Here is a 22,408-nt window from a genome sequence, read left to right as displayed (position 1 = left end):
TCAGGTCAGTGGTGGCGGTGGCGGGCGGGCGGTGAGTGCGGAATCAGGCCGGCGGCGTGCCGACCGCGGCGCTGGGCCAGCTCGTCATCGCGGGCCTGGTCGATGCCGTCGACCAGCTGATCGAAAACCTGCGAGGCGTGGTGGAATTTCACCGCACAGATGATCGCGAACAGCAGGAGCAGACCTGCCGCCACCGGAACCCAGTAATGCCACGCCATCACATCTCCCCGTGTTCTCCCCGTTCCCCCGAGTGACAGCTTAACCATGATCTAACATGAATGCGAACACTCCGTGGCCTACCGTTACTCAACGCACACGAATGCTCGTATTTGTTGAGTCGGGCAATCACTCCGGGTGACGAGGCAACAATTGTCTCGTCGTTGCTCTGGGCAACCCATCGGCGCCGTTTGTCCGCAGGCGTGGCGTGCTGTTACATCAACGTGGTGAAGTCCTTCAGCGCGGAGCAGGTACGACGAGCCGTGCCGATGGCGGAGGCGGTTCGCGCCGTCCGGCAGGCGTTTCTCGATCTCCAGGCCGGCCATTTCGTGCTGCCGCCCCGGGAGGTCTTCGGCGACGGGCGGGTGCTGGTCATGTCGGCGTACCACTCGCCCACCCGGACGGCCGTGGTGAAGACGATCGGGATCGACCTCGATCGCGATCCCGCCGTCCAGGCGACCGTGGTCTGGACCGGTTCGCGCGGCCAGGTCGTCGCGGACGGCGCCACCCTCACCACCTTGCGAACCGGCGCGGTCGTCGGCGTCGCGACCGACTTGCTGGCCCGGCCGGGCGCGACCCGGCTCACGCTGATCGGAACGGGCGCCCAGGCCGCCGACCAGGTCCGCGCCGTACTCGCCGTCCGGCCGATCGAAGACGTCATCGTTGTCGGCCGGGACTTGACCCGCGCATCCACTTTGGCCGCCGTACTGGCGCATGAATATGCCGAGGTGCGATTCACCGCCGGTACGTCGATCGACCAGGCCATCTGCAACGCGGACGTGGTGTGCTGCGCGACGTCGTCGGCCACTCCGCTGTTCGAGTTGTCGGCCCTGCCCGAGCGGGTCCACGTGAACGCGATCGGCGCCTTCCGGCCGTCCATGTGCGAGCTTCCGCTTGAGCTGCTCGCGGACGCCTCGGTCGTGGTGGTCGACCAGCTCGAGGCCGTGCTGGCCGAATCGGGCGAGATCATCGACGCACTCGCGGCCGGCCTCCCGGTCGAACCCATCGAGCTTGGCGCCGCCCTTAACTCTCCACCTGCTCCCGGTGGACGGACCGTCTTCAAGTCGGTTGGTCTTGCCGCCCAGGATTGGGCCGTCGCGAGCCTGCTCGCCTGACCTCTGTTAGCTGGGATGCTTGGTAGTACCTATTGGAGGAGTTGCTGTGGGCGTGGCGCGCGGTACGACGGCAGTGGTGGCACTGGTGCTTGGTCTGACCTTGAGCGGCTGTGGTGAGAACACCCCGGCCATGCCCGACGTACCGGACGTGAGCGTGCCGAAGTTCGACATGCCGGAGATCCCGACCAAGCTGCCCGACGCGAACGTCGACGCGGACGCCGCGGCCAAGCTGCTCTGCGACGCCGGCAACGCGTACTTCAGCGCGAACGACGCCCAGCGCAAGGTGATCGAACCACCCCTGCGTCGCGCGATCGGTCATTACCGCAACAGCTCCGATGAGTCGGTCAAGAACCTCGCCATCGCCGCCGACGCCTTGGTCACTGCGAACAAGGCCACCCGCGAAGCCGCAGCGGCCGCCTTCCGCAAGCAGTGCGCCAAGCAGAACTAGCTTCTTTTTGCGGCCTGCGGCGCGGGCGTTAGGTCCAGGAGAGGACGCCCTTGCGCCAGGCGTACAACAGCCCGACCGCAACGAACGCCAGGAACACGAACATCTCCACCAGACTCGCCACCCCGAACCCGGCCAGCGCGAAAACCGTCGCCCAGGGGAACAGGTAGATCGCGTCCACCGCGAAGATCACGTAGAGATACGCGAACAAGTAGTACCGGATATGGGCCTGCGCCCACCCCTCCCCCACCGGGTCCACACCGGACTCGTAAGTGGTGAGCTTCTCCGGCGTCGCGTGGGTCACCGTCAACGCCTTGTTCAGCGCGAACGCCCCGACCAATCCCCCCAGGCCGAGCACGACCACAGCCGCGACCACCCCATACGCCTCCATACCCCCACCCTAATCGTCGGCTCGTTCGAAAGGCGTGGGTACGGACGCCACGATGACTGGTCGTTCCGGACTTGGCGACGAGTGGACTTGTTTTGCGCCCCTTCCATCCCCAGGAAAACCCATCTCACAGCCATACCCGGCCAAGGCAGGGGCGCAAAACAAGTCCACTCGTCGCCAAGTCAAAGTCGCGCGCGTCGTCGCCGGGGCCAAGGCGCGCCGCGTTGTCGCCAAGCCGAGGCGCGCGCGTTGTCGCCGAGTCCCAAGGCGTGCGGGTTGGGTGGTTAGTTGTTGCAGAGGACGTGGGTGTTGGTGGAGACGGAGGGGCCGTAGCCGGAGTTTTGGTCTTGGACTTGGAGGCGGGTTCGGGTGGAGCCGGCCAGGGGGCGGATGAGTTGGGTCTCGGATTCCTGGGGCTGGTCTACGGCGGCGATGACCTTGGTGCCGTTGAGCAGGGAGGTTCGGACCTTGCCGTCGGTGAGGTTGCCGAACCACGCGCTGATCCGGGTGCAGCCGCGGGTGTTGAGGTCGCCCCAGACGGTGCCGGCGCGGTCGGCGAGCAGGTCTGCCTCGGACAACTCGGGCACCTCGCTAGCCGGGATGACGTTGAACTCGGGATTGCCCGTGCCGCCGCGCGCCAGTAGCGGTCGCTTGAACACCCCGCGCCACACGAACTGCTGGAAAGACTTCGCCACCGAGGACCCCGCGCCGTACGGGAAGGCCGTAGGCGAGTAGAGGCGGTAGCTCAGGACGGAACCACCTACGCTCGCGTTGACCGTCACTGACGAACTGCTGCCGGAGTAGGTGCCGATGGTCTTCCAGGTACGGGTGGCGGCGACCCAGCGCTGGAGGTAGACCTTCGGGCCTGCGGGGTACGCCCGGCCGGTCACCTGCAGCCGGCCCTTGGTGTAGTCGGTGGTCTTGATCGTGTCGAGGATTACCTTGCGCAGGGTGGCCGGGTAGTAGATGGCGCTCGTGGAGGGCTTGTACGCCGTAGTGCCGGTGTAGACCGCGCGATAGTCGTACGCCGTCCGCTGGGTCACGTCGAACGCGAAGGGGCCGTTGCCGGTGGTGATGGTGCGCAGGGCGATCCACTTGTTCTGGTTGCGCGGACTGCGCTGGATGACGACCTTCTGCCCGGTGATTGCGACACCACCCGGACTGGTGCGCAGGTAGCCCGTTACCCGGACAGTGGCGCCGTACGACGCTGCTGTCGGGCCGGTCAGGCCTACGACGGTAGGAGCGGGCGCAGACACCGAGGCCGAAGCAGAGACCGGCAGCACCAGTAGTAACGCGCAGAGCAAGACAGCGGCAGCTCGAACAGCCGCGAAAGGGCGCTGGCCCATGGTGAAACTCCCTCGAGAACCGGTGGCACAACCCGGCCGTGACACAAATGGATCGGGCCAGCCTCCCCTTTGCGGCTCCGAATGGCAAGCGGTCGACTGCCCTCAGTAGTCGCGCAGGACTCGTCAAGGCGATCCGCGACATTCCGAGCCTTGGACGACGACGCTGCTTCTATTAGGGCGAACTAACATGAAAGGTACAGGGGAGGCAGCGGTGCGCCACCACCCAAAACGGCGTACTGATTTCCGCATGCACGACTTGGAGATGAACAGAAAAGTGACCATCGAGGTCAAGCAGCTAGACCGCGTGGTGATCCGTTTCGCCGGCGACTCCGGCGACGGCATGCAGCTCACAGGGGACCGCTTCACGGCGGAGACGGCATCGTTCGGCAACGACCTGTCGACGCTGCCCAACTTCCCAGCGGAGATCCGGGCACCTGCCGGAACGCTCCCGGGAGTTTCCTCGTTCCAGTTGCATTTCGCGGACCACGACATCCTCACACCCGGCGACGCGCCGGACGTGTTGATCGCGATGAATCCCGCCGCACTCAAGGCGAACCTGCGCGACGTCCCCCGCGGCGCCACGCTGATCGTCGATACCGCCGACTTCACCGCCCGCAACCTGAAGCGGATCGGGTACGACGCGAACCCGCTCGAGACGGGTGAGCTCGAGGCGTACCACGTCGTCCCGCTGAACCTGACCGGTATGACGATCGAGTCGGTCAAGGAGTTCGGTCTCAGCCGCAAGGACGCCTCCCGCGCGAAGAACATGTACGCGCTCGGCCTGGTGTCCTGGTTGTACCAGCGCCCGACCGAGTCGACGATCCAGTTCCTCAGCACGAAGTTCGCGAGCAAACCCGATATCCGGGACGCGAATATCGCCGCCTTCCGTGCCGGGTTCAACTTCGGCGAGACGGCCGAGGAGTTCTCCGTCCGGTATGAGGTGAAGCCGGCCAAGATGGCTCCGGGTACGTACCGGAACATCTCGGGCAACCTCGCGTTGGCGTACGGGCTGGCCGCGGGTGCGGATCGCGCCGGGCTGCCGCTGGTGCTCGGCGCCTACCCGATCACGCCCGCCTCTGACGTACTGCACGAGCTGAGCAAGCTCAAGCGGTTCGGCGTCACCACGATCCAGGCCGAGGACGAGATCGCGGCCGTGGGCGCCGCGCTCGGGGCGTCGTACGGCGGTGCGCTCGGTGTGAGCACGTCGTCCGGCCCGGGCATCAGCCTGAAGTCGGAGACGATCGGCCTCGGCATCATGCTCGAGCTGCCACTGGTCGTCTGCGACATCCAACGCGCCGGTCCAAGCACCGGAATGCCGACCAAGACCGAGCAGGCCGACCTGCTGCAGGTGATGTTCGGGCGGAACGGCGAGGCGCCGTTGCCGGTGCTGGCCGCTCAATCGCCCGCGGACTGCTTCGACGTGGCGGTCGAGGCCATCCGGATCGCGATCACCTACCGGACGCCGGTGATGGTGCTGACCGACGGCTACCTGGCCAACGGCTCCGAGCCGTGGAAGGTGCCGACGATCGCGGACGTGCCGGCCATCGAGCCGAACTTCGCGACCGAGCTCAACGGGACGGACGCGCAGGGCAAGCCGGTCTTCCTGCCGTACCTGCGTGATCCCGAGACGCTGGCCCGCGCCTGGGCAATTCCCGGTACGGCCGGGCTCGACCACCGCATCGGCGGCGTCGAGAAGGAGGACAAGACCGGCAACATCTCGTATGACCCGGCCAACCACGACCTGATGGTCCGGACCCGCCAGGCCAAGGTCGACGGCGTCAAGGTGCCGCCGCTGACGGTCGACGACCCGGGCGACGCGGCGAAGGTGCTGGTGCTCGGCTGGGGTTCGACGTACGGGCCGATCGGCGCGGGTGTGCGCCGGGTCCGCAAGGTCGGCGGCAAGGTCGCGCAGGCACACCTGCGTCACCTCAACCCCTTCCCGGCCAACCTCGGCGAGGTGCTGCGCAAGTACGACAAGGTGCTGGTGCCGGAGATGAACCTCGGCCAGCTGGCCCTGTTACTGCGAGGCAAGTACCTGGTGGACGTCGTCTCGTATGCCCAGGTCCGGGGCATGCCGCTGGGCGCCGCCGAACTGGCCGAGGTGATCGGCAATCTGGTCGAGGAGACCGAGGGCATCGACGACGACGCCCGCCACCTGGGTGAGGCCGCCGCCAACCTCAAACACGGAGAAGCGCTGAGCGTCGAACTGCACCAGTCGAAGGGAGCACGATGAGCACCGTCGACCTCGGCCTGCCGAATCTGCCGGGCGGGCTCCGCGGAGTGCCGGCAGCGACCGAGCCACAGAACCGCAAGGAGTACGTCTCCGACCAGGAGGTTCGCTGGTGCCCGGGGTGTGGCGACTACGCCGTGCTCGCGGCGTTCCAGGGGTTCCTGCCGGAGCTCGGGATCAAGCGCGAGAACGTCGCGATGGTGTCGGGTATCGGCTGCTCCTCCCGTTTCCCGTACTACCTCTCGACGTACGGCATGCACTCGATCCACGGGCGTGCGCCGGCCATCGCGACGGGTCTGGCCGTGGCCCGGCCGGACCTCAGCGTCTGGGTCGTGACCGGTGACGGCGACGCGTTGTCGATCGGCGGCAACCACCTGATCCACACGCTGCGGCGCAACGTGAACATGAAGATCCTGCTGTTCAACAACCGGATCTACGGCCTGACCAAGGGCCAGTACTCCCCCACCTCCGAGCCGGGCAAGGTCACGAAGTCGACGCCGATGGGCTCGGTGGACAATCCGTTCAACCCGGTCTCGCTGGCGCTCGGCGCGGAGGCGACCTTCGTCGCGCGAACCGTCGACTCCGACCGCAAGCACCTCACCGACGTGCTGCGGCAGGCGGCAGCCCACCGGGGGACGGCGTTCGTGGAGATCTACCAGAACTGCCCGATCTTCAACGACCACGCCTTCGACGCCATCAAGAACGCCGACACCCGCGAAGACGCGATCATCCCGCTGGTGCACGGCGAGCCGATCCGCTTCGGCACCGACAACCGCCTCGGCGTGGTCCGCGAGGGCTTCGCGTCCCTCGCGGTCAAGGAGATCGCCTCACTGCCGAACGGCGAGGCCGACCTGGTCGTGCACGACGCGCACATCGAGGACCCGGCCTACGCGTTCGCGCTGTCACGGCTGACCGATGGCGGGGTGCTGCACCAGGCACCGATCGGCGTCTTCCGGTCCGTCGCCAAGCCGGCGTACGACGATCTCGTCCGCGAGCAGGTCGACACGGCGCGCGGTGAAACGCAGGCGGAGCTCCAGTCGCTGATCAACGGCTCGGACACTTGGAGCATCGACTAGGAAACGCGGTCACCCGGGCCTGAAACAGCCCGGGTGACCCGACTAGACCTTGGCCCGGTTGCGGCGGTCCATCAGGCCGGACGTGAGGGCCAGGGCCAGACCGGCGACGGCCAGGGCGGCACCGACGCGGCTGGGCCATTCGTAGCCGTAGCCCGCGGCGAGTACGACGCTGCCGAGCCAGGCGCCGAGGGCGTTCGCGACGTTGAGGGTCGAGTGGTTCAGGGAGGCCGCGAGGGATTGGCCTTCGTGCGCCACGTCCATCAGCCGGGTCTGCAGGGCCGGGATCAGGATGCTCGCGCTGAACCCCATCGCGAACACAGCGACCAACGCGCCCGGTCGGCTCTGCGCCAGCCAGCCGAAGGTGCCGAGCACCACGGTCACCGCGACCAAGCCGCCGTACAGGCTGGGCATCAGCGCGCGATCGGCGAGCCGGCCGCCGAGCAGCGTGCCGCCGGTCATCCCGATGCCATAGACGGCCAGCACGATCGTCACCCCGGCCTCGCTGAACCCGGCCAGCTCGGTCATCGTCGGCGCGATATAGGAGTACGTCGCGAACATGCCGCCGAACCCGACCATGCCGATCAGCAGCGCCATCCAGACCTGCGGACGGGCGAGTGCGCTCAGCTCGCTGCGGACGTTCACATCCACGCCGACGGGCTGCGGCGGGATCCAGAACCAGACCGCCACGAGCGTGAGCAGCCCGAGTACGCCGACGGCGAGGAACGGCACCTGCCAGCCGAGCGCTTGCCCCAGCAAGGTCGTCAGCGGTACGCCGATGACGTTCGCGACCGGCAGGCCGACCATGATCATCGAGACCGCCCAGGCCCGCCGATTGACCGGCACCATCGAGGCGCCGACGACCGCGCCGATCCCGAAGAACGCCCCATGGGGCAGGCCGGAGAGGAACCGGGCCGCCATCAGCAGTTCGTAGCTGTTCGCGATGGCGGACGCGATATTGCCGAGGACGAAGACGGCCATCAGACCGAGCAGCAGGCGCTTCCGGCCGGTCCGGGCGCCGAGTGCGGCGATCAGCGGTGCGCCGACGACAACGCCGATCGCGTACGCCGAGACGATGTGCCCGGCGGTCGGGATGCTGATGTCGACGCCTGCCGCGATCTGCGGCAGCAGGCCCATCGTGACGAATTCGGTGGTGCCGATCGCGAAGCCGCCGGTCGCCAGCGCCAGCAGCGCCAACCCGAGATGCGGAGCGGCCGCCGTCCGCTTGTCAGGAGTCAACGAAGTCGTCACACGTGATTCTCTCATCCTGCTCTCGTCACCTATTGACCGAGATCGATCAAACTGGGGCAACCGTTTACCTAAGCGTCGCCGATGGGTCACTTGGGAGGTGAAGGCTGAACGGACTCGCTCACTGGAGGAAACCCTGATGGCTGTTTCACGTCGTCGCTTCATCGGTCTCGGAGGCGCGGGCACCGCCGCGGTCCTGCTCGGCACCGGCGCCTGGGACGCCTCGACCACCTACGCCGTCCCGGCCGGCAGTGGCAACCCGTTCGCCCTCGGCGTCGCGTCCGGCGATCCCCGCTACGAGAGCGTCGTCCTGTGGACCCGGCTCGCCCTCGACCCGTACGCCGTCGACGGCCGCGGCGGGATGCCGACCAAGCCGGTCCGGGTGGAGTACGAGGTGGCCCGCGACGAACACTTTCGGCACGTCGTACGTCGGTCCAGCGTGGTCGCGACGCCAGAACTCGGGCACTCGGTCCACCCGGAGGTCCGCGGATTGCAGCCCGACCACGAGTACTACTACCGGTTCCGCACTGGCGGCGAGGTCTCGACGGTCGGGCGGACGCGGACCACGCCGCACCCGTTGAGTTCACCGCGCGAGGTGCGGTTCGCGTTCGCCTCTTGCAACGCCTGGCAGGACGGGTACTACACGGCGTACCAGCACATGGCGGATGAGGACCTCGACCTGGTCGTACATCTGGGCGACTACCTCTACGAGTCCGGGGTGAAGACGAACAAGCGCGGTGTCGTGACGGATCCGCGGTTCCACACCGAGACGTTCGACCTGGCGCGGTACCGCCTGCAGTACTCGCTCTACAAGACCGAGGCGCCGCTGCAGGCCGCGCACGCGGCGCACCCGTGGATCCACACCTTCGACGACCACGAGGTGGAGAACAACTGGGCCGACGAGCTCTCGCAGGCCGACACCGAGCCGGACCAGGATCCGGTGGTGTTCCGGGCCCGCCGAGCGCAGGCGTTCCAGGCGATGTACGAGAACCTGCCGCTGCGGCACGAGCAGATGCCGGCGGGGCCCGACGGCCGGTACCACCGGCGGCTGCCATACGGCCGACTCGCCGACTTCACCATTCTGGACACCCGCCAGTACCGGTCGGACCAGCCATGCGGCGACGGCGCCTCGTCGACCTGCGAGGACCGGTTCAACCCGGACAACACGATGCTCGGCGGCAAGCAGCGCCAGTGGCTGCTCGACGGCTTCCGGCAGTCGAGGGCCCGCTGGCAGGTGATCGGCAACCAGACCCCGATGGGCCAGACCGACTGGACGCCCGGCCCGGAAACCCACGTCTGGCTCGACCCGTGGGACGGCTATGTCGCCGAGCGCAACAAGGTGCTCGCGGCGGCGCAGGACAGCGGCGTACGGAACCTGGTGGTGATCACCGGTGACCGGCACCAGAACTACGCCCTGGAACTGAAGCGCGACTTCGCCAACCCCGACTCCCGCACGGTCGGCACCGAGTTCGTCGGTACGTCGATCACCAGCGGCGGCGACGGCGCCGACACCACTCCGCAAGGCGAGCAGTTCCTCGCGGCGAACCCGCACCTCAAGTTCTTCAACTCCCAGCGAGGCTACGTCCGCGTCACCGCCGACCAGCACAGCTGGCGCTCCGACTTCCGGGTTGTCCCCTACGTGACCCAGCCCGGCGCCCCCATCACCACTCGAGCCACGTACGTAGTGGAGGACCGCAATCCCCACGTCCACCCGGCCTGAGGGGCGTTAGCATCCGGGGGTGGCTAACTACGGTGATCACCAGTTGGGGATTTATGTGCAGGGGATGTTCGCGGACACCCGGCCGGAGATCACCACGGACCTGTCGCGGCTGGAGTCGCAGGCCGCGGGCAGTCTGTCCGCCGAGGCGATGGGGTACATCGTGCCCAGCGCCGGCAGCGGATCGACGGCCCGGGCCAACTCGGCGGCCTTCGAGAAGTGGCGGCTCACCCCGCGGATGCTGCGCGGTAGTACCGAGCGGGACCTGAGCTGCACGATCCTGGGCACGAAGATGCCCGCGCCGGTAGTGATCGCTCCCGTCGGCGTACAAACCCTCGCGCACCCTGACGGCGAGCTGGCCACTGCGCGAGCTGCAGCCGCTCTAGGCCTTACCTACACGCACTCCACCCAGGCCAGCCATACGTTCGAGCAAGTCGCTGAGGCCGCCGGTGACCGTTGGTACCAGCTCTACTGGCCGACAGACCGCGATGTCTGCATCAGCTTCCTCGAACGCGCGAAGGCCAGTGGGTACTCCGTACTCGTCTTGACCCTCGACACCGGCACCATCGGCTGGCGGCCGGCAGACCTAGATCGGGGCTTCCTGCCGTTCCTCAAGGGCGAGGGCATCGCGAACTACCTCAGCGATCCGGCGTTCAAGGCGAAGCTTGCAGACGAAGAACCGTCCACCGCGATCATGCACTGGGCACAGATGTTCCCGAACGTCGGTCTCGGCTGGGACGACCTGCCGTTCCTGCGCGAGCACTGGGACGGCCCGATCGTCCTGAAGGGCATCACCTCGGTCGAGGACGCCAAACTCGCCGCCGAGCACGGGATGGACGGACTCGTCGTCTCGAACCACGGCGGCCGCCAGGTCGATGGCGCCGTCGCCGCGCTCGACGCCTTGCCGGGTATCGCCGACGCCGTGGGGGAACAGCTCACGGTCATGTTCGACTCGGGCGTACGGACGGGCGCGGATGCCGCGAAGGCGCTCGCCCTCGGCGCACGCGCCGTACTGCTTGGACGGCCGTTCCTCTACGGTCTCGCGCTTGCTGGTCAGGCCGGAGTCGAGCACGTACTGCGTTGCCTGCTGGCGGAGCTCGACCTCACCCTCGCGCTGTGCGGCTATGCGAATCACCGCGAGTTGAACCGCTCCTCCCTGCTGCCGGCATGAAAGCCGTCATCTTCGATCTCGACGACACGTTGTTCGACCACACCAGGTCGATAACGCTCGGCGTTTTCCAGTGGCTCGAAGAATTGCAGGTCGTTGCCACCGACAACCATATCGCCGAGTGGTTCGCGATCGAGAAGGTGAACTTCAATTCCTGGCTGGCCGGTGAGGTCTCGCACCAGGAGCAACGCCGCAATCGCCTCCGATCCTTCCTGCCATATCTGGGTTTACCAGTGCCGGAAGACCTCGACTCGGCGTACGACGTCTTTCTCCGTTGCTACGAGCAACAATGGGCCGCCTTCGATGACGCGGAGCCGGCCTTGAGCTTTGCCAAGGGCAACGACCTCCGCATCGGCGTACTCACGAACGGCACAACCCTGCAGCAGAACGCAAAACTCGCCGCGATCGGGCTGGCCGACCACGTCGAGGTGGTCTGTACGTCGGAGTCACTCGGCGCGGGCAAACCGGCGCCGGAGGCCTACCTATCGACCTGTACGGCGCTTGGCGTGGCGCCGGCCGACGCGTGCATGATCGGCGACAACCTGGAACTCGACGTCATCGCCGCACGCCGCGCCGGCCTGTCCGCCGTACACCTTGATCGGGCGGCCGGCGACACCCTCACGGACCTGGTTCGACGTATTCGCTGAGCACCGCGTCGGCGCCGGACCAGTCGGTCCGGCGCCGAAACGCTTAGATGCCGCAGTTGGGCGCGGACCAGTAGTTCGAGGTGCGGATGTCGAGGTGGGTGTGGTCGTTGTGACCCGCGGCACCGGGCCCGATGATGCCGCCGAACCCGTGGTAGCGGGCCCGCTGGGCGAGCGTGCAGAGCGAGTGCGAGCCGACCAGGTCAGCCGCGCGCCCGTAGAGGTGCTGGCTGTTGCTCGCACCGCCGACGGAGTTGTTGCACGGGATGCTGCGGAATCCGCTGGTGACGTTCAGCGCCCGGTCGCCGAGAGCGTGCCGCATCGCCTCGAGCTGCCACATCGTCTGCAGAGCATTGGCCTTGGTCTGCGCCGCCGACAATGGCCCACCATCCCAGCCGCTGCCGCCACAACCGTCGTCCAGCTCGGCGTACGTGAAGTGGATCGGCGTGCAGTCGTCGTCCTGCAGCGCGTAGATCTTGCTGAACGTGGCGCTGCCGGCGATCCCGTCCTGGCCAAGACCGTAAGCGGCCTGGAAGCGCTGGACTGCCGCCTTGGTCGCCGGCCCGAACGCGCCGTCGGGGATGATGTGACCGCCGTACGCCGGATACCCGGCGACCCGGATCTGCAATTGGCGCACGTCTTCCCCGGACGCGCCTTCGCTCAACGTGCGGCTCCACGAGTAGCAGCCATCGGCCCGGGCCTCGGTCGCCGTCACCACCGAGGTGACCAGCATGGCCGCGAAGAGCACCAGTACGGCGAGCAGGCGCGGCAGGGGTTTGCGTAGAGCTATGGACATCGGATTACCTCCAGTACGCGAGGGCGGACGCGCTGTCACGGCTAGCTTCGGCCCATCGCGGCGGGTATGACTAGACCTCGCGGGTAATTTTTTGGCGCTCATGTGCAACATTTGCGTTAACTAATGACTTCGCGGCCCGGACAACCTTTTCATGGCGCGAGGCACTCGACCGGGTATGAACAACCTCGCAGGGCAACCATCCGAAGGGGCCGACTGGTCCTGGTAGGTGTGACCAACGACGACAGCACACTCGCGCTGATCCCGGACCCCGGCGGCACCAGCCCCGGCTCCCGGACCAAAGGTGCCGGGAGAACGGGGAGGCTGATGACGGAAAGCTTCGACGCGTTCGTCATCGCGCGATCCGGGCGGTTGCTCCGGACCGCCTATCTGCTCACCCAGGACCATGCGCTCGCCGAGGACCTCGTGCAGACGGCCCTGGCGAAGGCGTGGTTCTCCTGGCACCGGATCGAGGGCGGTGACCCAGAGCCGTACGTGCGCAAGGTCATCGTCAACACCTACTCCACCTGGTGGCGGCGAAAGTGGAACGGCGAACAGCCGACGGACGAACTGCCGGAAGGTACGGCGCTCGGGTCCTCGGTGGAGGATCGCGCGGACGTGTGGCAGGCGCTACAACGCCTCCCCCGGCGCCAACGGGCCGTCATCGTGCTGCGCTTCTACGAGGACCTCACCGAGGCGGAAACCGCCCGCATTCTCGGCTGTACGACCGGAACGGTGAAGAGCCAAACCTCGAAGGCGCTGGCCAAACTCCGCCTCGATCCGTCATTGCTCAGCTCCGACAAGGAGGCACGCTCATGAACCTCGACGACCTCCGCCAGGAGCTCACCACCCGAGCCGACGAAGCCGGCCACCCGGACCTCCTCGCCGGCGTCCACCACCGAATCCGCCGTACCAAACAACGCCGTGTCGCTACCGCCCTAACCGCCACCGCCGCCGCCCTAGCCCTAGCCATCGCAGTAGTCCCCTCCGCCCTAACCACCACCAAAGACCCCGACCCCGCCGTCACCCCTCGCCCACCCGACTACAAGCTCAATGGCCTCGTCTTCCCAGGCGACCTCCAGAACGGGCATCTGCAGAAGGCCTGGGCCGGTAAGAAAGGCGAGAGCACGGTCGAATTCGAATGGACGCCCACGTCCACGAAGCTCACCGCGTTGCCGTACTGCACTGACTCGGCCAACGGCACGAACCTCGTGCGACTCACCTTCAACGACCTAAGGGTTCTTGAGCAGAGCTGCGCGGATTTCGGCCCGGAAGCCACTACCTCGGCCACGATCGACCCTTCCGACCAGATCTGGACCAGCGTCGGGTACGGGATGCAGCCGATCCGCGTGGGCCTGCGGGTGGTCGATGCCCAGGGCAACGAGGTGGTCGATCCGTCGATCCAGCTGGGCGTCGGGTTCTACCGAACGGCCGCGGACCTCGGCTTGCTCGCGCCATCGATGCCCTCTCGCGAGGTGCCGGCCGATGCGGGCGACTACGTCCGCGACGGATACCGATACCCGGCCAAACGAGGGACCCAGCCGTTGGAGGCGGCGGTCATCGGCGCGAAAGGCCAGACCTCGGTAACGCTGCGATGGACTCCCACCAGTAAGGACGTCGAGTTGACCGAGTTCTGCGTCGCATCCAAGCCCGACATGAAGGTGATGGCGACCTTCACCGTCAACGGCCACCCGTACCACGGCAGCAGTTGCGACGACCAGGGCCCTCGCAAACTTGACTCCGGCATTTACCACGGCGACAGCAGCCTGCGCGATTGGTTGAAGGTCGGTCAGCCCAACGTGATCACGCTGCGACTCGAAAAGTCGGGCTCGGCTTCGCCCGTCGTCGACGAGTCCGCCCAGTTGGGCTTCGCGATCTACCGGAACGGCCCTTCCCGGCAGGTGCTCCCTGGCCACGATCTACGGCTGGCCGAGACGATCGAGCACGACGGCCATCAGTACAGGCTGGAGGGACTCCGGACCATGCCCGCCGAGCTGAACACCAGGCTGTACATGACTGGTCCAGGCGACAAGCCGTTCCTACTGCTCGCAGGAGGGTTCGGCGACAAGCTCGCCGGCGATTCGAAGTCACGCACCTTGTTGGTGTCAGGCGTGGGCGACGAGGGGGCTCAGTCCCAGCATCAGGGACCCGGCCTGCCGGGGATCCTGACCATCCCCGTGCCCCCACAACGAGCCAGGCCCATGGCGGTCAGCCTCACCGGCGCCAAACCCACCGGAGGCTTCCTCCTAATGGCCATCTACGCACCCGTCGAATAGCGACCTGGGGGCAAAACCGCCGCCTGACCACCCCGGCCAGGCGGCGGTTACGTCGGGAGGGCGCGACCTCTCGCAGGGGTGTGTGGATAAGTCGGGTCATGCGACCAACGAGCGGAGTATTCTGGGCGGCATGACCGCTGAGCCGCTCCACGCATCGGGTGATGACCCGGCAGAAATCCTGCGCGTGCTGCCCGCGAAGTGGCACGAGCAGTTCTTGTCCGAGTACCACAGCGCTCTGGACGCCGCCCACGAGGTTTGGCGCTTTCAACAGTTGCGGGAAGTTCTGCACCTCTGGCGATTGAGGGCGGTCGCCTATTCGAACCCGACCTTTGAGGCTGCTGCTCACGCTGCTCGAGAGGGACGTGAGGATGAGTTCGTCTCGGCTGATCAGGTGCTTCCTGGCTGGACCGATCGCCGGTGACTTACCGCGTGGAGTTTCACGCGGCCGCACTCGCTCAGCTCAAGGGACTACCCGGCGAAGCATTCGATGCGTTGGTGAAGCGCACCGTTGATCTTGTGGAACAGCCATGGGATGCGCAAGCGATCTCCGCTGACGACGCACACTTCCGGCAGGCCTTGTTCGGCGAATTCGGCCTCCTGTCCTTCTACGTGGATGACACGAACCAACTGATCCGGATCTTCGACGTCACTTGGGTGTGATGTGGCTAGTTGCGCGACCCGCGAGACATCGGTGACGGCGCGTCGAGCTAGCCAGCGACGAAGGCACTGCTCCGCCGTCTGACCGTTTCGGTTGGGCGGCGGTTTTGTTTTGGGGGGATGCAACCTCTTGGGTGGGCCAGGTGCTCGTGTTCGATGTGAGCGTAGAGATGCCGGCCCAGGTGGTGGGCGTGACCAGAGCGGGGGCAGCCGTGGGCGTGGAGTTCGAGGACTTCGTTGCCGCCAGGTACGACAGCCTGCGGCGTACTGCGTACCTGCTGACCCAGGATGCGGCGCTGGCCGAAGACCTGGTCCAGACGGTGCTGGCGAAGTGCTGGCTTTCCTGGGGGCGGATCAAGGACCCGGGAGCGTACGTCCATCGCACGCTGGTCAACACCTACATCGCGTGGTGGCGACGCCGTTGGAACAACGAGCACCCCACCGAGGAATTGCCCGAGTCGGCCCATCCCGGCGAAGACTCGCTCGAAGACCGGGCCGACCTCGGTCACGCGCTCCGGCGCCTGCCTCGCAAAATGCGCGCGGTCGTCGTACTCCGCTTCTATGAAGACCTTTCCGAAGCCGAGACCGCCCACCTCCTCAACTGCTCGGTCGGCACGGTGAAGAGCCAAACCAGCCGAGCCCTCGCCAAACTCCGCATCGACCCCAGCCTGCTCGCGAGCCAAGGCACGCTCGGCACCGAAGGGCGGCCCGCATGAACCTCAACGACCTCCGCACCCACCTCCACACCCAAGCGGACGACCTGGACGCCTCAACGAACAGCCCCCTCCCGACCCTGAAAGCACGAGCCACCAAGCTCCGCCGCCAGCGCCGCGCCGCCGCGGGCCTGACCGCCGCTGCCGCTGTCGCCGCCGTGATCGCGGTGGCCGCCTCGGTGCTGCCCGATGATTCGGCGACCAGCCCCATCGATCGTCCAACCGTCACCCGTCCGACCGTCGGAGCAGATGGTCTGCCCTTGGTCGAACCAACTCCGCACGCTAAGGATGTTGCGAAGGACGGATACCGATTCCGCTACCAACGAGGTGGCGAGACCTTACTGGCCGGCGTGATCGGGGAGGCAGGCGACTCGGACCTGAGGCTCATCGTCAAGCCGAAGGCCGACCGCCTGACCGTGCGCTTCTTCTGCAACACCGAAAAGGTCTCGGAAACCGGCTGGCGAATCGCTGTCATGGTCAATGGCGATCAGCGGCTCATGGACGACCGCTGCCCGTCGAGGAATTCAGAGCCGTCCCTCGATGGATTCAGCTACAATCTTCAGCCGAAATCGGGCGATACGTGGGCGGGCAAAAGCGTGGCTGTTCGGCTGATGCTCTCCGATGAGGATGGGCTGCCGATCCGTGTACCGGACATGCGAGTCGGGCTCGGTCTCTACGACTCGGGGGCCTACCGCTCGATCAGCGGCGTCTCGGTGCCGGAAATCATCGAGCATCAAGGCGTGAACTACCGACTCGGCCAGTCCGTCCACCTTGCCGACACAGGCCCAGAGGCGTTCACGGGGCGGAGCGGCCCGCTGAACACGCCTTTCATCACCCTGTACGGCGCGACCGGCAATGCTTCGGTGGCAGTCGTTCCCAACGGAGAACGGACCGGATTGCGGGATCCGACCACCGTCCAGGGCCCCGGCGTGGGTTATCACCCAATCGCCGCAAGGCCGGACGGCCTGGTCACCGTTGTCCAGGTCCAGAAGATGGGCGTCCAGCCGACCGGCAAGCTCTTCCTCGGGTTCTACACGCCGGTGAAGTAGGCCGGCGGGTTAGAGCCAGCTGTGGAGGTCTTCGGCGTCGGTGCGGAATTGGTCGACGGCGTCGTCGGCGACGAACTCCATCAGGGCGTTGATCTCGCGGGGTTCGGCTCGCAGGCGCTCGAGGACGGGGCGCCAGAGCGACTCGCGGGCCATTAGCGGCAGGCGGGTGTCGGACGGCCACCACGAGAAGACGTGCACCGTCGTCAGCCATGGCATCAGCTGTTCGACCTGGCGCAGGCATTCCGCATCGTCGGTGTCCACGGGCGGCTGCCAGTACGTCCGCAGGTTGGGCGCGTCTACGTCGAGCAGCAGCGTGATGGTCGAGTCGACGTCATCGGTCAACGTGTTGCGGTGGAACTCCATCGCGATGTCGACACCCGAGTCGCGCGCCACTGACGCCATCTCGCTCAGACCGCGCGTGACCTCGATCCGGTCGTCCACCGAGGCGGTCGCCGTACCGGTCGAGCCCGCCCAGACGCGGATCATCGGGGCGCCGAGCGCGACCGCCGTACGGACCGCGGTGGCGATCTCCTCGGTATCGGTCTGGCCGGCGCGCAGGTAGGAGCCGTACGCCGCGACCGCGATGCCGCGCTGCTCGCACAGCTCCCGCGCACGGGTCGCCGAGGCGAGGTCGCCGAGTGGCACATGGATGTCGCCACCCCACTCGATCGCCGCGAGTTCGGCGTCGGCGGCCGCCTGAACGACCTCCTCGACCGTCAGCTGCCGGAACGTCACTGAGACCAGGCCGGTCCTCACACCCACACGTGCCTCCTCCGTCGGGAGACTCCATCCAAGCGCATCGACGCCCGATTCATCTCACGTCATGAGCAAATTGACTAGACGCCCATGACGAAGGAACTAGAATCCTGGGGTGCCAGATCAACGCAGCGGCTTCCTCTTCGGCTTCGGCGCGTACTTCCTCTGGGGCGTTTTCCCGCTGTACTGGCGACTGCTCGATCACAGCGGCGCGGTCGAGGTGCTGGCCCACCGGATCGTCTGGTCGCTGCTCAGCATCCTGCTGCTGGTCTTCGCACTCCGCCGTACGGCGCAACTGCGCGCCATCCTCGGCGATCGCCGCCGCCTCTCGGCCCTGGTGATCGCGTCCGCGCTGATCTCGGTCAACTGGGGCACGTATATCTGGGGCGTGCACAACGGGTACGTCGTCGAAATGTCGCTCGGCTATTTCATCACTCCCCTATTCTCGGTATTACTCGGCGTGCTCCTGTTGAAGGAACGCCTTCGCACCACTCAGTGGGTCGCGATCGGCATCGCGTTCGCCGCGGTCGTCGTACTCACGATCGAAAACGGCAGGCCGCCGTACGTCGCCTTGGTGCTGGCTTTCTCGTTCGGGTTCTACGGATTCACCAAGAAGAAGGCGAATGCCGGCGCGGTCGAGGGAATGGCGATCGAATCCGCGGCAGCGGTGCCGCTCGCGCTCGCGATGATCGTTGCCCTGGGCATCAGAGGCGATTCGACCGTGACGTCCAATGGCACCGCGTATTTCCTGCTCGCGGTATTGGCCGGACCGGTGACGGCAATTCCGCTGCTGATGTTCGGCGCGGCCGCCACGCGAATTTCGATGACGGCCTTGGGATTGCTCAATTACGTCGCGCCGATCATGCAATTGGCGATCGGCGTGCTGGTATTCCGTGAGCCGATGAGCAACCTGCGCTGGGCGGGGTTCGCGCTGGTCTGGGTGGCACTCGTCGTACTGACCGTGGACGGCCTGACGCAACGGCGCCGGGTCGCCGTACTTGCTGCCACTGTGTAATCGGGCGAGCGCCTTTTGTAACTGAGGGTGACCTAAGCCTTGTGGGGTTCATCTTGGCTTCACCCACCCTTCGGTTGCCCTGCTTAGCGTCGCGGCGACCGCCCTTATATATAACGGCGGCCGCCCTACGAGCCGAGCCGGAGCGAACCCGTCGTGAGCACACGCAAACTGTTGCCGCTGATCAGCCAGATCGGCACCCGCCACGGATCCCGTGCCTTCCGCACCTGCGAGATGAAGTGCGCGAACCAGTGCGACCATCCTGAATCGAACACCACTGGCAACGAGCACATCCAGGACGTCCTGCGCAGCGCGATGTCGCGACGCGGTGTCCTCAAGGCCGGCGCGGCCGGTATCGCCGCCGCCGGTGTCGCCGGCCTCGCCGCGAGCACTCCGGCCGCCGCGAACATGCCTGCCACTGCCCCGAACACGGGCGCCAGCGGTTGGCCCGGCCGTCCCGAGCGCGGGGCGCTGACCCACAGCGTCGTACCGCCGAACCGCCGCGACGACATCGTGGTTCCGCGCGGATACCAGCAGGCCGTCGTGGCCGCGTGGGGCGACCCGATCATCCCTGGTGCGCCGAAGTTCGACGCGTACAAGCAGACGCCCGAGGCCCAGGCGAAGCAGTTCGGCTACAACAACGACTACACGATGGTGCTGCCGCTGCGGGATGAGCGGAAGGGCCTACTGGTCTGCAACCACGAGTACACGGACGAAGTCCTGATGTTCCCGACCGGCAAGTACGACGCCAAGACGCAGGCCAAGATCGGTATAGCCGCCCACGGTATGTCGGTAGTCGGCATCGAGCGCGTCGGCCGCAGCGGTCGCTGGCGCCAGGACAAGTGGAGCTTCCGCTACAACCGGCGCATCACCGCGTCGACGCCGTTCGAGGTGACCGGCCCGGCCGCCGCCGATCCGCGCGTCGGAAAGGTTGCCCTCGGCACCTTCGGCAACTGCGCGGGCGGTGTCACCCCGTGGGGCACGGTGCTGTCCGGCGAGGAGAACTTCCAGGGCTACTTCGACGTCTCCGACGTGGTCGCGACCGAGCACGTGGCCGCGTTCAAGCGGTACGGCGTGCCGACCACCAAGACCAAGTCGGCCCGCGAGTGGAGCATCGTCGACGCCCGGTTCGACCTGACCAAGACGCCGACCGAGGCGTACCGGCACGGCTGGATCGTCGAGGTCGACCCGTACGACCCGAAGTCCACGCCGAAGAAGCGCTCGATGCTCGGCCGGCTCAAGCACGAAGGCGCCACCATCACCATCACCGCCGACGGCCGGATCGCGGCGTACACCGGTGATGACGAGAAGGGCGAGTACGTCTACAAGTTCGTCTCGACCGGCAAGTACGACGCGAAGGACCGGAAGAAGAACTTCGACCTGCTCGACCACGGCACCCTGTACGTCGCGAAGTTCACCGGCGACGGATCGGCCGACGGGCTGTACGACGGCGTGGGCGAGTGGATCCCGCTGACCAGCGACAAGGAGTCGTACGTCGCGGGCATGAGCGTGGCGGACGTCCTGATCAACACCCGGCTGGCCGCGGACACGGTCAAGCCGACCCGGATGGACCGCCCCGAGGACATCGAGCGCAACCCGGTCAACGGCCGCGTGTACGTCGCGCTGACGAACAACTCGGACCGCGGTGGCAAGTTCGCGATCGACGAGGCGAACCCGCTGGCCAAGTCGCACGTGCGCGAGTCGTTGAACGGCCCGCTGATCGAGAAGGCCGGCAACCGGAACGGCTACGTCCTCGAGCTCACCGAGGAGGGCGACGACGCGGCCAAGACCGGCTTCTTCTGGACGCTCTTCCTGGTCTGCGGTGACCCGACCGCGCAGGAGACGTACTTCGGCGGGTACGACAAGTCGAAGGTCAGCCCGATCTCGTGCCCGGACAACGTCGCGTTCGACGGTCACGGCAACCTGTGGATCTCGACCGACGGCAACGTGCTGGGCTCGAATGACGGCATCTTCACCGTGCCGGTCGCCGGTCCGGACCGCGGTCACGTCAAGCAGTTCCTGTCGGTGCCGTTCGGCGCCGAAGCCTGCGGACCGCTGATCAGCGACGACGACAAGACCGTCTTCGTAGCCGTCCAGCACCCGGGTGAGACCGACGACGCCACCTTCGAGAAGCCGACGTCCACCTGGCCCCACACCCACCCCTTCCCCCGCCCCGCCATCTCCTGCGTCTGGCGCCCCGACAACACCCGCGTCGGCAGCTAGCCAAAAGCGGCGGGGACCCCGGTACGTCGTACCGGGGTCCCCGCCGCTTTTTGCATACCGTTCATCGGGCCCTTGTGACCACGGCGCCAGTCGTCCTCACTTTGCATTCATTCGTCGGAATCCGCCCTCAGCCGCCGCCTGCCTGCGCGGGTCCGCTGAGCTGTGAGGGCGGATTCCGACGAATGAATGCAAAGTGAGGTAGGCGGTGACGGCTTGCGTGATGGATTCTGGATGTGTAGTGTCCAGGTTGTGAAGATGAACGAGGGGGTTGAGTGGGCGTTGCACAGTTGCGTGAATCTGTGCTGGATGCCGGGGCAGGCTGTGCCGGCGGCTCGGCTCGCCGCGTTTTACGACTTGCCGGCGGCGTACCTCAACAAGCAGTTGCAGGCGTTGAGTCGGGCCGGGATCCTGTCGTCGACCTCCGGGCCGAAGGGTGGGTTCCAGCTGGCGCGATTCCCCGAGCAGATCTCTGTGCTCGACATCGTGGTGGCGATCGACGGACCCGATGACGCCTTCCGCTGCAGCGAAATCCTGCGCGAAGGACCCGGTGGCAACGCTGCAACGGACTACCGGAAGACCTGCCTGATCTCGCAGACGATGAAGACCGCGGAGCTCAACTGGCGGCGCGAACTCGCCTCCCAGACCATCGCCGACATCGTCGCCAAGGTCGAACGAACCTTCCCCGGCACCCCCGAGAACACCCGCCGCTGGTTCGAGGGTCTGCGGACCTGATCGACCACCGCACCAACGACTCCTTTCGCACACACCAATTCTGGACATTCACTGTCTACAACCAAGGAGAACGCCATGACCACCAAGCCCGTACTCGTCCGCTCGATCGATGCCGAGGTCCTGCCCGCGAGCGGCGTCTCGCTGCTCGCCGACACCACTGCCACGGGTGGTGCCGTGACCACTCACCGGTCGATCTTCCGTGCCGGCAAGGACGGCGCTCCCCCGCATACGCACGGCCAGGCGTCCGAGCTCTTCTTCGTTTTGAGTGGTGCGTTGCGAGTGCTGATCGATGACGAGATCACGATCCTGGAGACGGGCGACTTCCTGCTCGTACCGCCGAACGTCAAGCACGCCTTCGAAGCGGCCGGCGAGACCGATACCGAGGTTCTCTTCGTCCTCACCCAGGCCAAGCCGCGCTTCGACTACTACCGCCTGCTCGAGGGCGTCTACCGCGGCGAGACCGACCCGGCCGAACTCGGCAAGACGCAAGACCTCTACGACAACCACTACGCCGAAAGCCCTGCGTGGGCAGGTCGTACAGCCTGAAACACCTGGTCAGAAGGGTCCGATGAACCACGACACGCCGCGTCACAAGGGCCCGATGAAC

Annotated in this window: 23 protein-coding genes; 17 read left to right on the top strand and 6 right to left on the bottom strand. The window is 66.6% G+C overall.

What is annotated here, in order from left to right; genetic code table 11:
• Positions 1-5 precede the first annotated feature (5 nt).
• Entirely contained in the window at positions 6-218 is a 213-nt protein-coding gene (locus tag OG394_RS31400) for a hypothetical protein (protein WP_328990785.1), read from the bottom strand.
• Between the two features lie 225 nt (positions 219-443).
• Between OG394_RS31400 and OG394_RS31395 the strand changes: the two genes are divergently transcribed.
• Positions 444-1,331: an ornithine cyclodeaminase family protein gene (locus OG394_RS31395; RefSeq protein WP_328990784.1), complete on the top strand. Its 888-nt coding sequence runs from the start codon at positions 444-446 to the stop codon at positions 1,329-1,331.
• Positions 1,332-1,377: 46 nt separating this feature from the next.
• Complete coding sequence (locus OG394_RS31390; RefSeq protein ID WP_328990783.1) at positions 1,378-1,779, top strand: hypothetical protein; 402 nt, start codon at positions 1,378-1,380, stop codon at positions 1,777-1,779.
• 28 nt (positions 1,780-1,807) lie between these two features.
• Here the strand turns inward: OG394_RS31390 and OG394_RS31385 are convergent, their stop codons facing one another.
• Positions 1,808-2,167 carry an NADH-quinone oxidoreductase subunit A gene (locus OG394_RS31385; protein WP_328990782.1) on the bottom strand — a complete coding sequence of 120 codons (360 nt, stop codon included), beginning with the start codon at positions 2,165-2,167 and terminating at the stop codon, positions 1,808-1,810.
• Between the two features lie 281 nt (positions 2,168-2,448).
• Complete coding sequence (locus OG394_RS31380) at positions 2,449-3,510, bottom strand: hypothetical protein (protein ID WP_328990781.1); 1,062 nt, start codon at positions 3,508-3,510, stop codon at positions 2,449-2,451.
• Positions 3,511-3,772: 262 nt separating this feature from the next.
• On the opposite strand from OG394_RS31380, the gene OG394_RS31375 reads away from it, so the two are divergent.
• A complete protein-coding gene (locus OG394_RS31375) occupies positions 3,773-5,743 on the top strand; it encodes a 2-oxoacid:acceptor oxidoreductase subunit alpha (protein ID WP_328990780.1) in 1,971 nt (656 codons plus the stop codon).
• A complete protein-coding gene (locus tag OG394_RS31370; RefSeq protein WP_328990779.1) occupies positions 5,740-6,816 on the top strand; it encodes a 2-oxoacid:ferredoxin oxidoreductase subunit beta in 1,077 nt (358 codons plus the stop codon). Before OG394_RS31375 ends, OG394_RS31370 begins: the two co-directional genes overlap by 4 nt.
• 42 nt (positions 6,817-6,858) lie before the next feature.
• Here the strand turns inward: OG394_RS31370 and OG394_RS31365 are convergent, their stop codons facing one another.
• The gene (locus OG394_RS31365; protein ID WP_328990778.1) at positions 6,859-8,064 is read right to left on the bottom strand and encodes an MFS transporter; all 1,206 of its coding nucleotides are present in this window, start codon (positions 8,062-8,064) and stop codon (positions 6,859-6,861) included.
• A 136-nt stretch (positions 8,065-8,200) separates the two neighbouring features.
• Here OG394_RS31365 and OG394_RS31360 point away from each other — a divergent pair, with 136 nt between their 5' ends.
• From OG394_RS31360 to OG394_RS31350, 3 genes are read left to right on the top strand one after another with little or no spacing between them, the layout of a single operon-like run.
• Entirely contained in the window at positions 8,201-9,781 is a 1,581-nt protein-coding gene (locus tag OG394_RS31360; RefSeq protein ID WP_328990777.1) for an alkaline phosphatase D family protein, read from the top strand.
• 19 nt (positions 9,782-9,800) lie between these two features.
• Positions 9,801-10,949: a lactate 2-monooxygenase gene (locus OG394_RS31355; protein ID WP_328990776.1), complete on the top strand. Its 1,149-nt coding sequence runs from the start codon at positions 9,801-9,803 to the stop codon at positions 10,947-10,949.
• Positions 10,946-11,593 (top strand): HAD family hydrolase, encoded by a 648-nt coding sequence (locus OG394_RS31350; protein ID WP_328990775.1) that lies wholly within the window; start codon positions 10,946-10,948, stop codon positions 11,591-11,593. The genes OG394_RS31355 and OG394_RS31350 overlap by 4 nt, the downstream gene beginning before the upstream one ends.
• A gap of 43 nt (positions 11,594-11,636) precedes the next feature.
• Here OG394_RS31350 and OG394_RS31345 read toward each other — a convergent pair whose 3' ends face one another.
• Entirely contained in the window at positions 11,637-12,386 is a 750-nt protein-coding gene (locus OG394_RS31345) for a D-Ala-D-Ala carboxypeptidase family metallohydrolase (protein ID WP_328990774.1), read from the bottom strand.
• A 324-nt stretch (positions 12,387-12,710) separates the two neighbouring features.
• On the opposite strand from OG394_RS31345, the gene OG394_RS31340 reads away from it, so the two are divergent.
• From OG394_RS31340 to OG394_RS31315, 6 genes are all read left to right on the top strand, one after another.
• Complete coding sequence (locus tag OG394_RS31340; RefSeq protein ID WP_328990773.1) at positions 12,711-13,202, top strand: SigE family RNA polymerase sigma factor; 492 nt, start codon at positions 12,711-12,713, stop codon at positions 13,200-13,202.
• Positions 13,199-14,659, top strand: a complete 1,461-nt coding sequence (locus tag OG394_RS31335; protein WP_328990772.1) for a hypothetical protein — start codon at positions 13,199-13,201, stop codon at positions 14,657-14,659. The genes OG394_RS31340 and OG394_RS31335 overlap by 4 nt, the downstream gene beginning before the upstream one ends.
• A gap of 130 nt (positions 14,660-14,789) precedes the next feature.
• Positions 14,790-15,080, top strand: coding sequence for a DUF6247 family protein (locus tag OG394_RS31330; RefSeq protein WP_328990771.1), 291 nt, complete (start codon positions 14,790-14,792; stop codon positions 15,078-15,080).
• Positions 15,077-15,319 carry a type II toxin-antitoxin system RelE family toxin gene (locus OG394_RS31325; protein WP_328990770.1) on the top strand — a complete coding sequence of 81 codons (243 nt, stop codon included), beginning with the start codon at positions 15,077-15,079 and terminating at the stop codon, positions 15,317-15,319. Before OG394_RS31330 ends, OG394_RS31325 begins: the two co-directional genes overlap by 4 nt.
• A gap of 188 nt (positions 15,320-15,507) precedes the next feature.
• The gene (locus OG394_RS31320) at positions 15,508-16,032 is read left to right on the top strand and encodes a SigE family RNA polymerase sigma factor (RefSeq protein WP_328990769.1); all 525 of its coding nucleotides are present in this window, start codon (positions 15,508-15,510) and stop codon (positions 16,030-16,032) included.
• A gap of 155 nt (positions 16,033-16,187) precedes the next feature.
• Complete coding sequence (locus OG394_RS31315; RefSeq protein WP_328990768.1) at positions 16,188-17,078, top strand: hypothetical protein; 891 nt, start codon at positions 16,188-16,190, stop codon at positions 17,076-17,078.
• 9 nt (positions 17,079-17,087) lie between these two features.
• Here OG394_RS31315 and OG394_RS31310 read toward each other — a convergent pair whose 3' ends face one another.
• Positions 17,088-17,840, bottom strand: a complete 753-nt coding sequence (locus OG394_RS31310; RefSeq protein ID WP_328990767.1) for a sugar phosphate isomerase/epimerase family protein — start codon at positions 17,838-17,840, stop codon at positions 17,088-17,090.
• A 109-nt stretch (positions 17,841-17,949) separates the two neighbouring features.
• Here OG394_RS31310 and rarD point away from each other — a divergent pair, with 109 nt between their 5' ends.
• The 4 genes from rarD (at position 17,950) to OG394_RS31290 (ending at position 22,347) form a co-directional block, all read left to right on the top strand.
• Positions 17,950-18,849 carry an EamA family transporter RarD gene (gene rarD, locus OG394_RS31305; protein WP_328990766.1) on the top strand — a complete coding sequence of 300 codons (900 nt, stop codon included), beginning with the start codon at positions 17,950-17,952 and terminating at the stop codon, positions 18,847-18,849.
• Between the two features lie 153 nt (positions 18,850-19,002).
• Positions 19,003-21,069, top strand: a complete 2,067-nt coding sequence (locus OG394_RS31300) for a PhoX family protein (protein ID WP_328990765.1) — start codon at positions 19,003-19,005, stop codon at positions 21,067-21,069.
• 255 nt (positions 21,070-21,324) lie between these two features.
• Positions 21,325-21,801, top strand: coding sequence for an RrF2 family transcriptional regulator (locus OG394_RS31295; RefSeq protein ID WP_328990764.1), 477 nt, complete (start codon positions 21,325-21,327; stop codon positions 21,799-21,801).
• A gap of 75 nt (positions 21,802-21,876) precedes the next feature.
• Complete coding sequence (locus tag OG394_RS31290) at positions 21,877-22,347, top strand: cupin domain-containing protein (RefSeq protein ID WP_328990763.1); 471 nt, start codon at positions 21,877-21,879, stop codon at positions 22,345-22,347.
• Positions 22,348-22,408 lie beyond the last annotated feature (61 nt).

Origin of the sequence: Kribbella sp. NBC_01245, assembly GCF_036226525.1 — a bacterium.
Classification (GTDB): domain Bacteria; phylum Actinomycetota; class Actinomycetes; order Propionibacteriales; family Kribbellaceae; genus Kribbella.
This window is presented reverse-complemented; position numbering and strand designations above follow the sequence as displayed.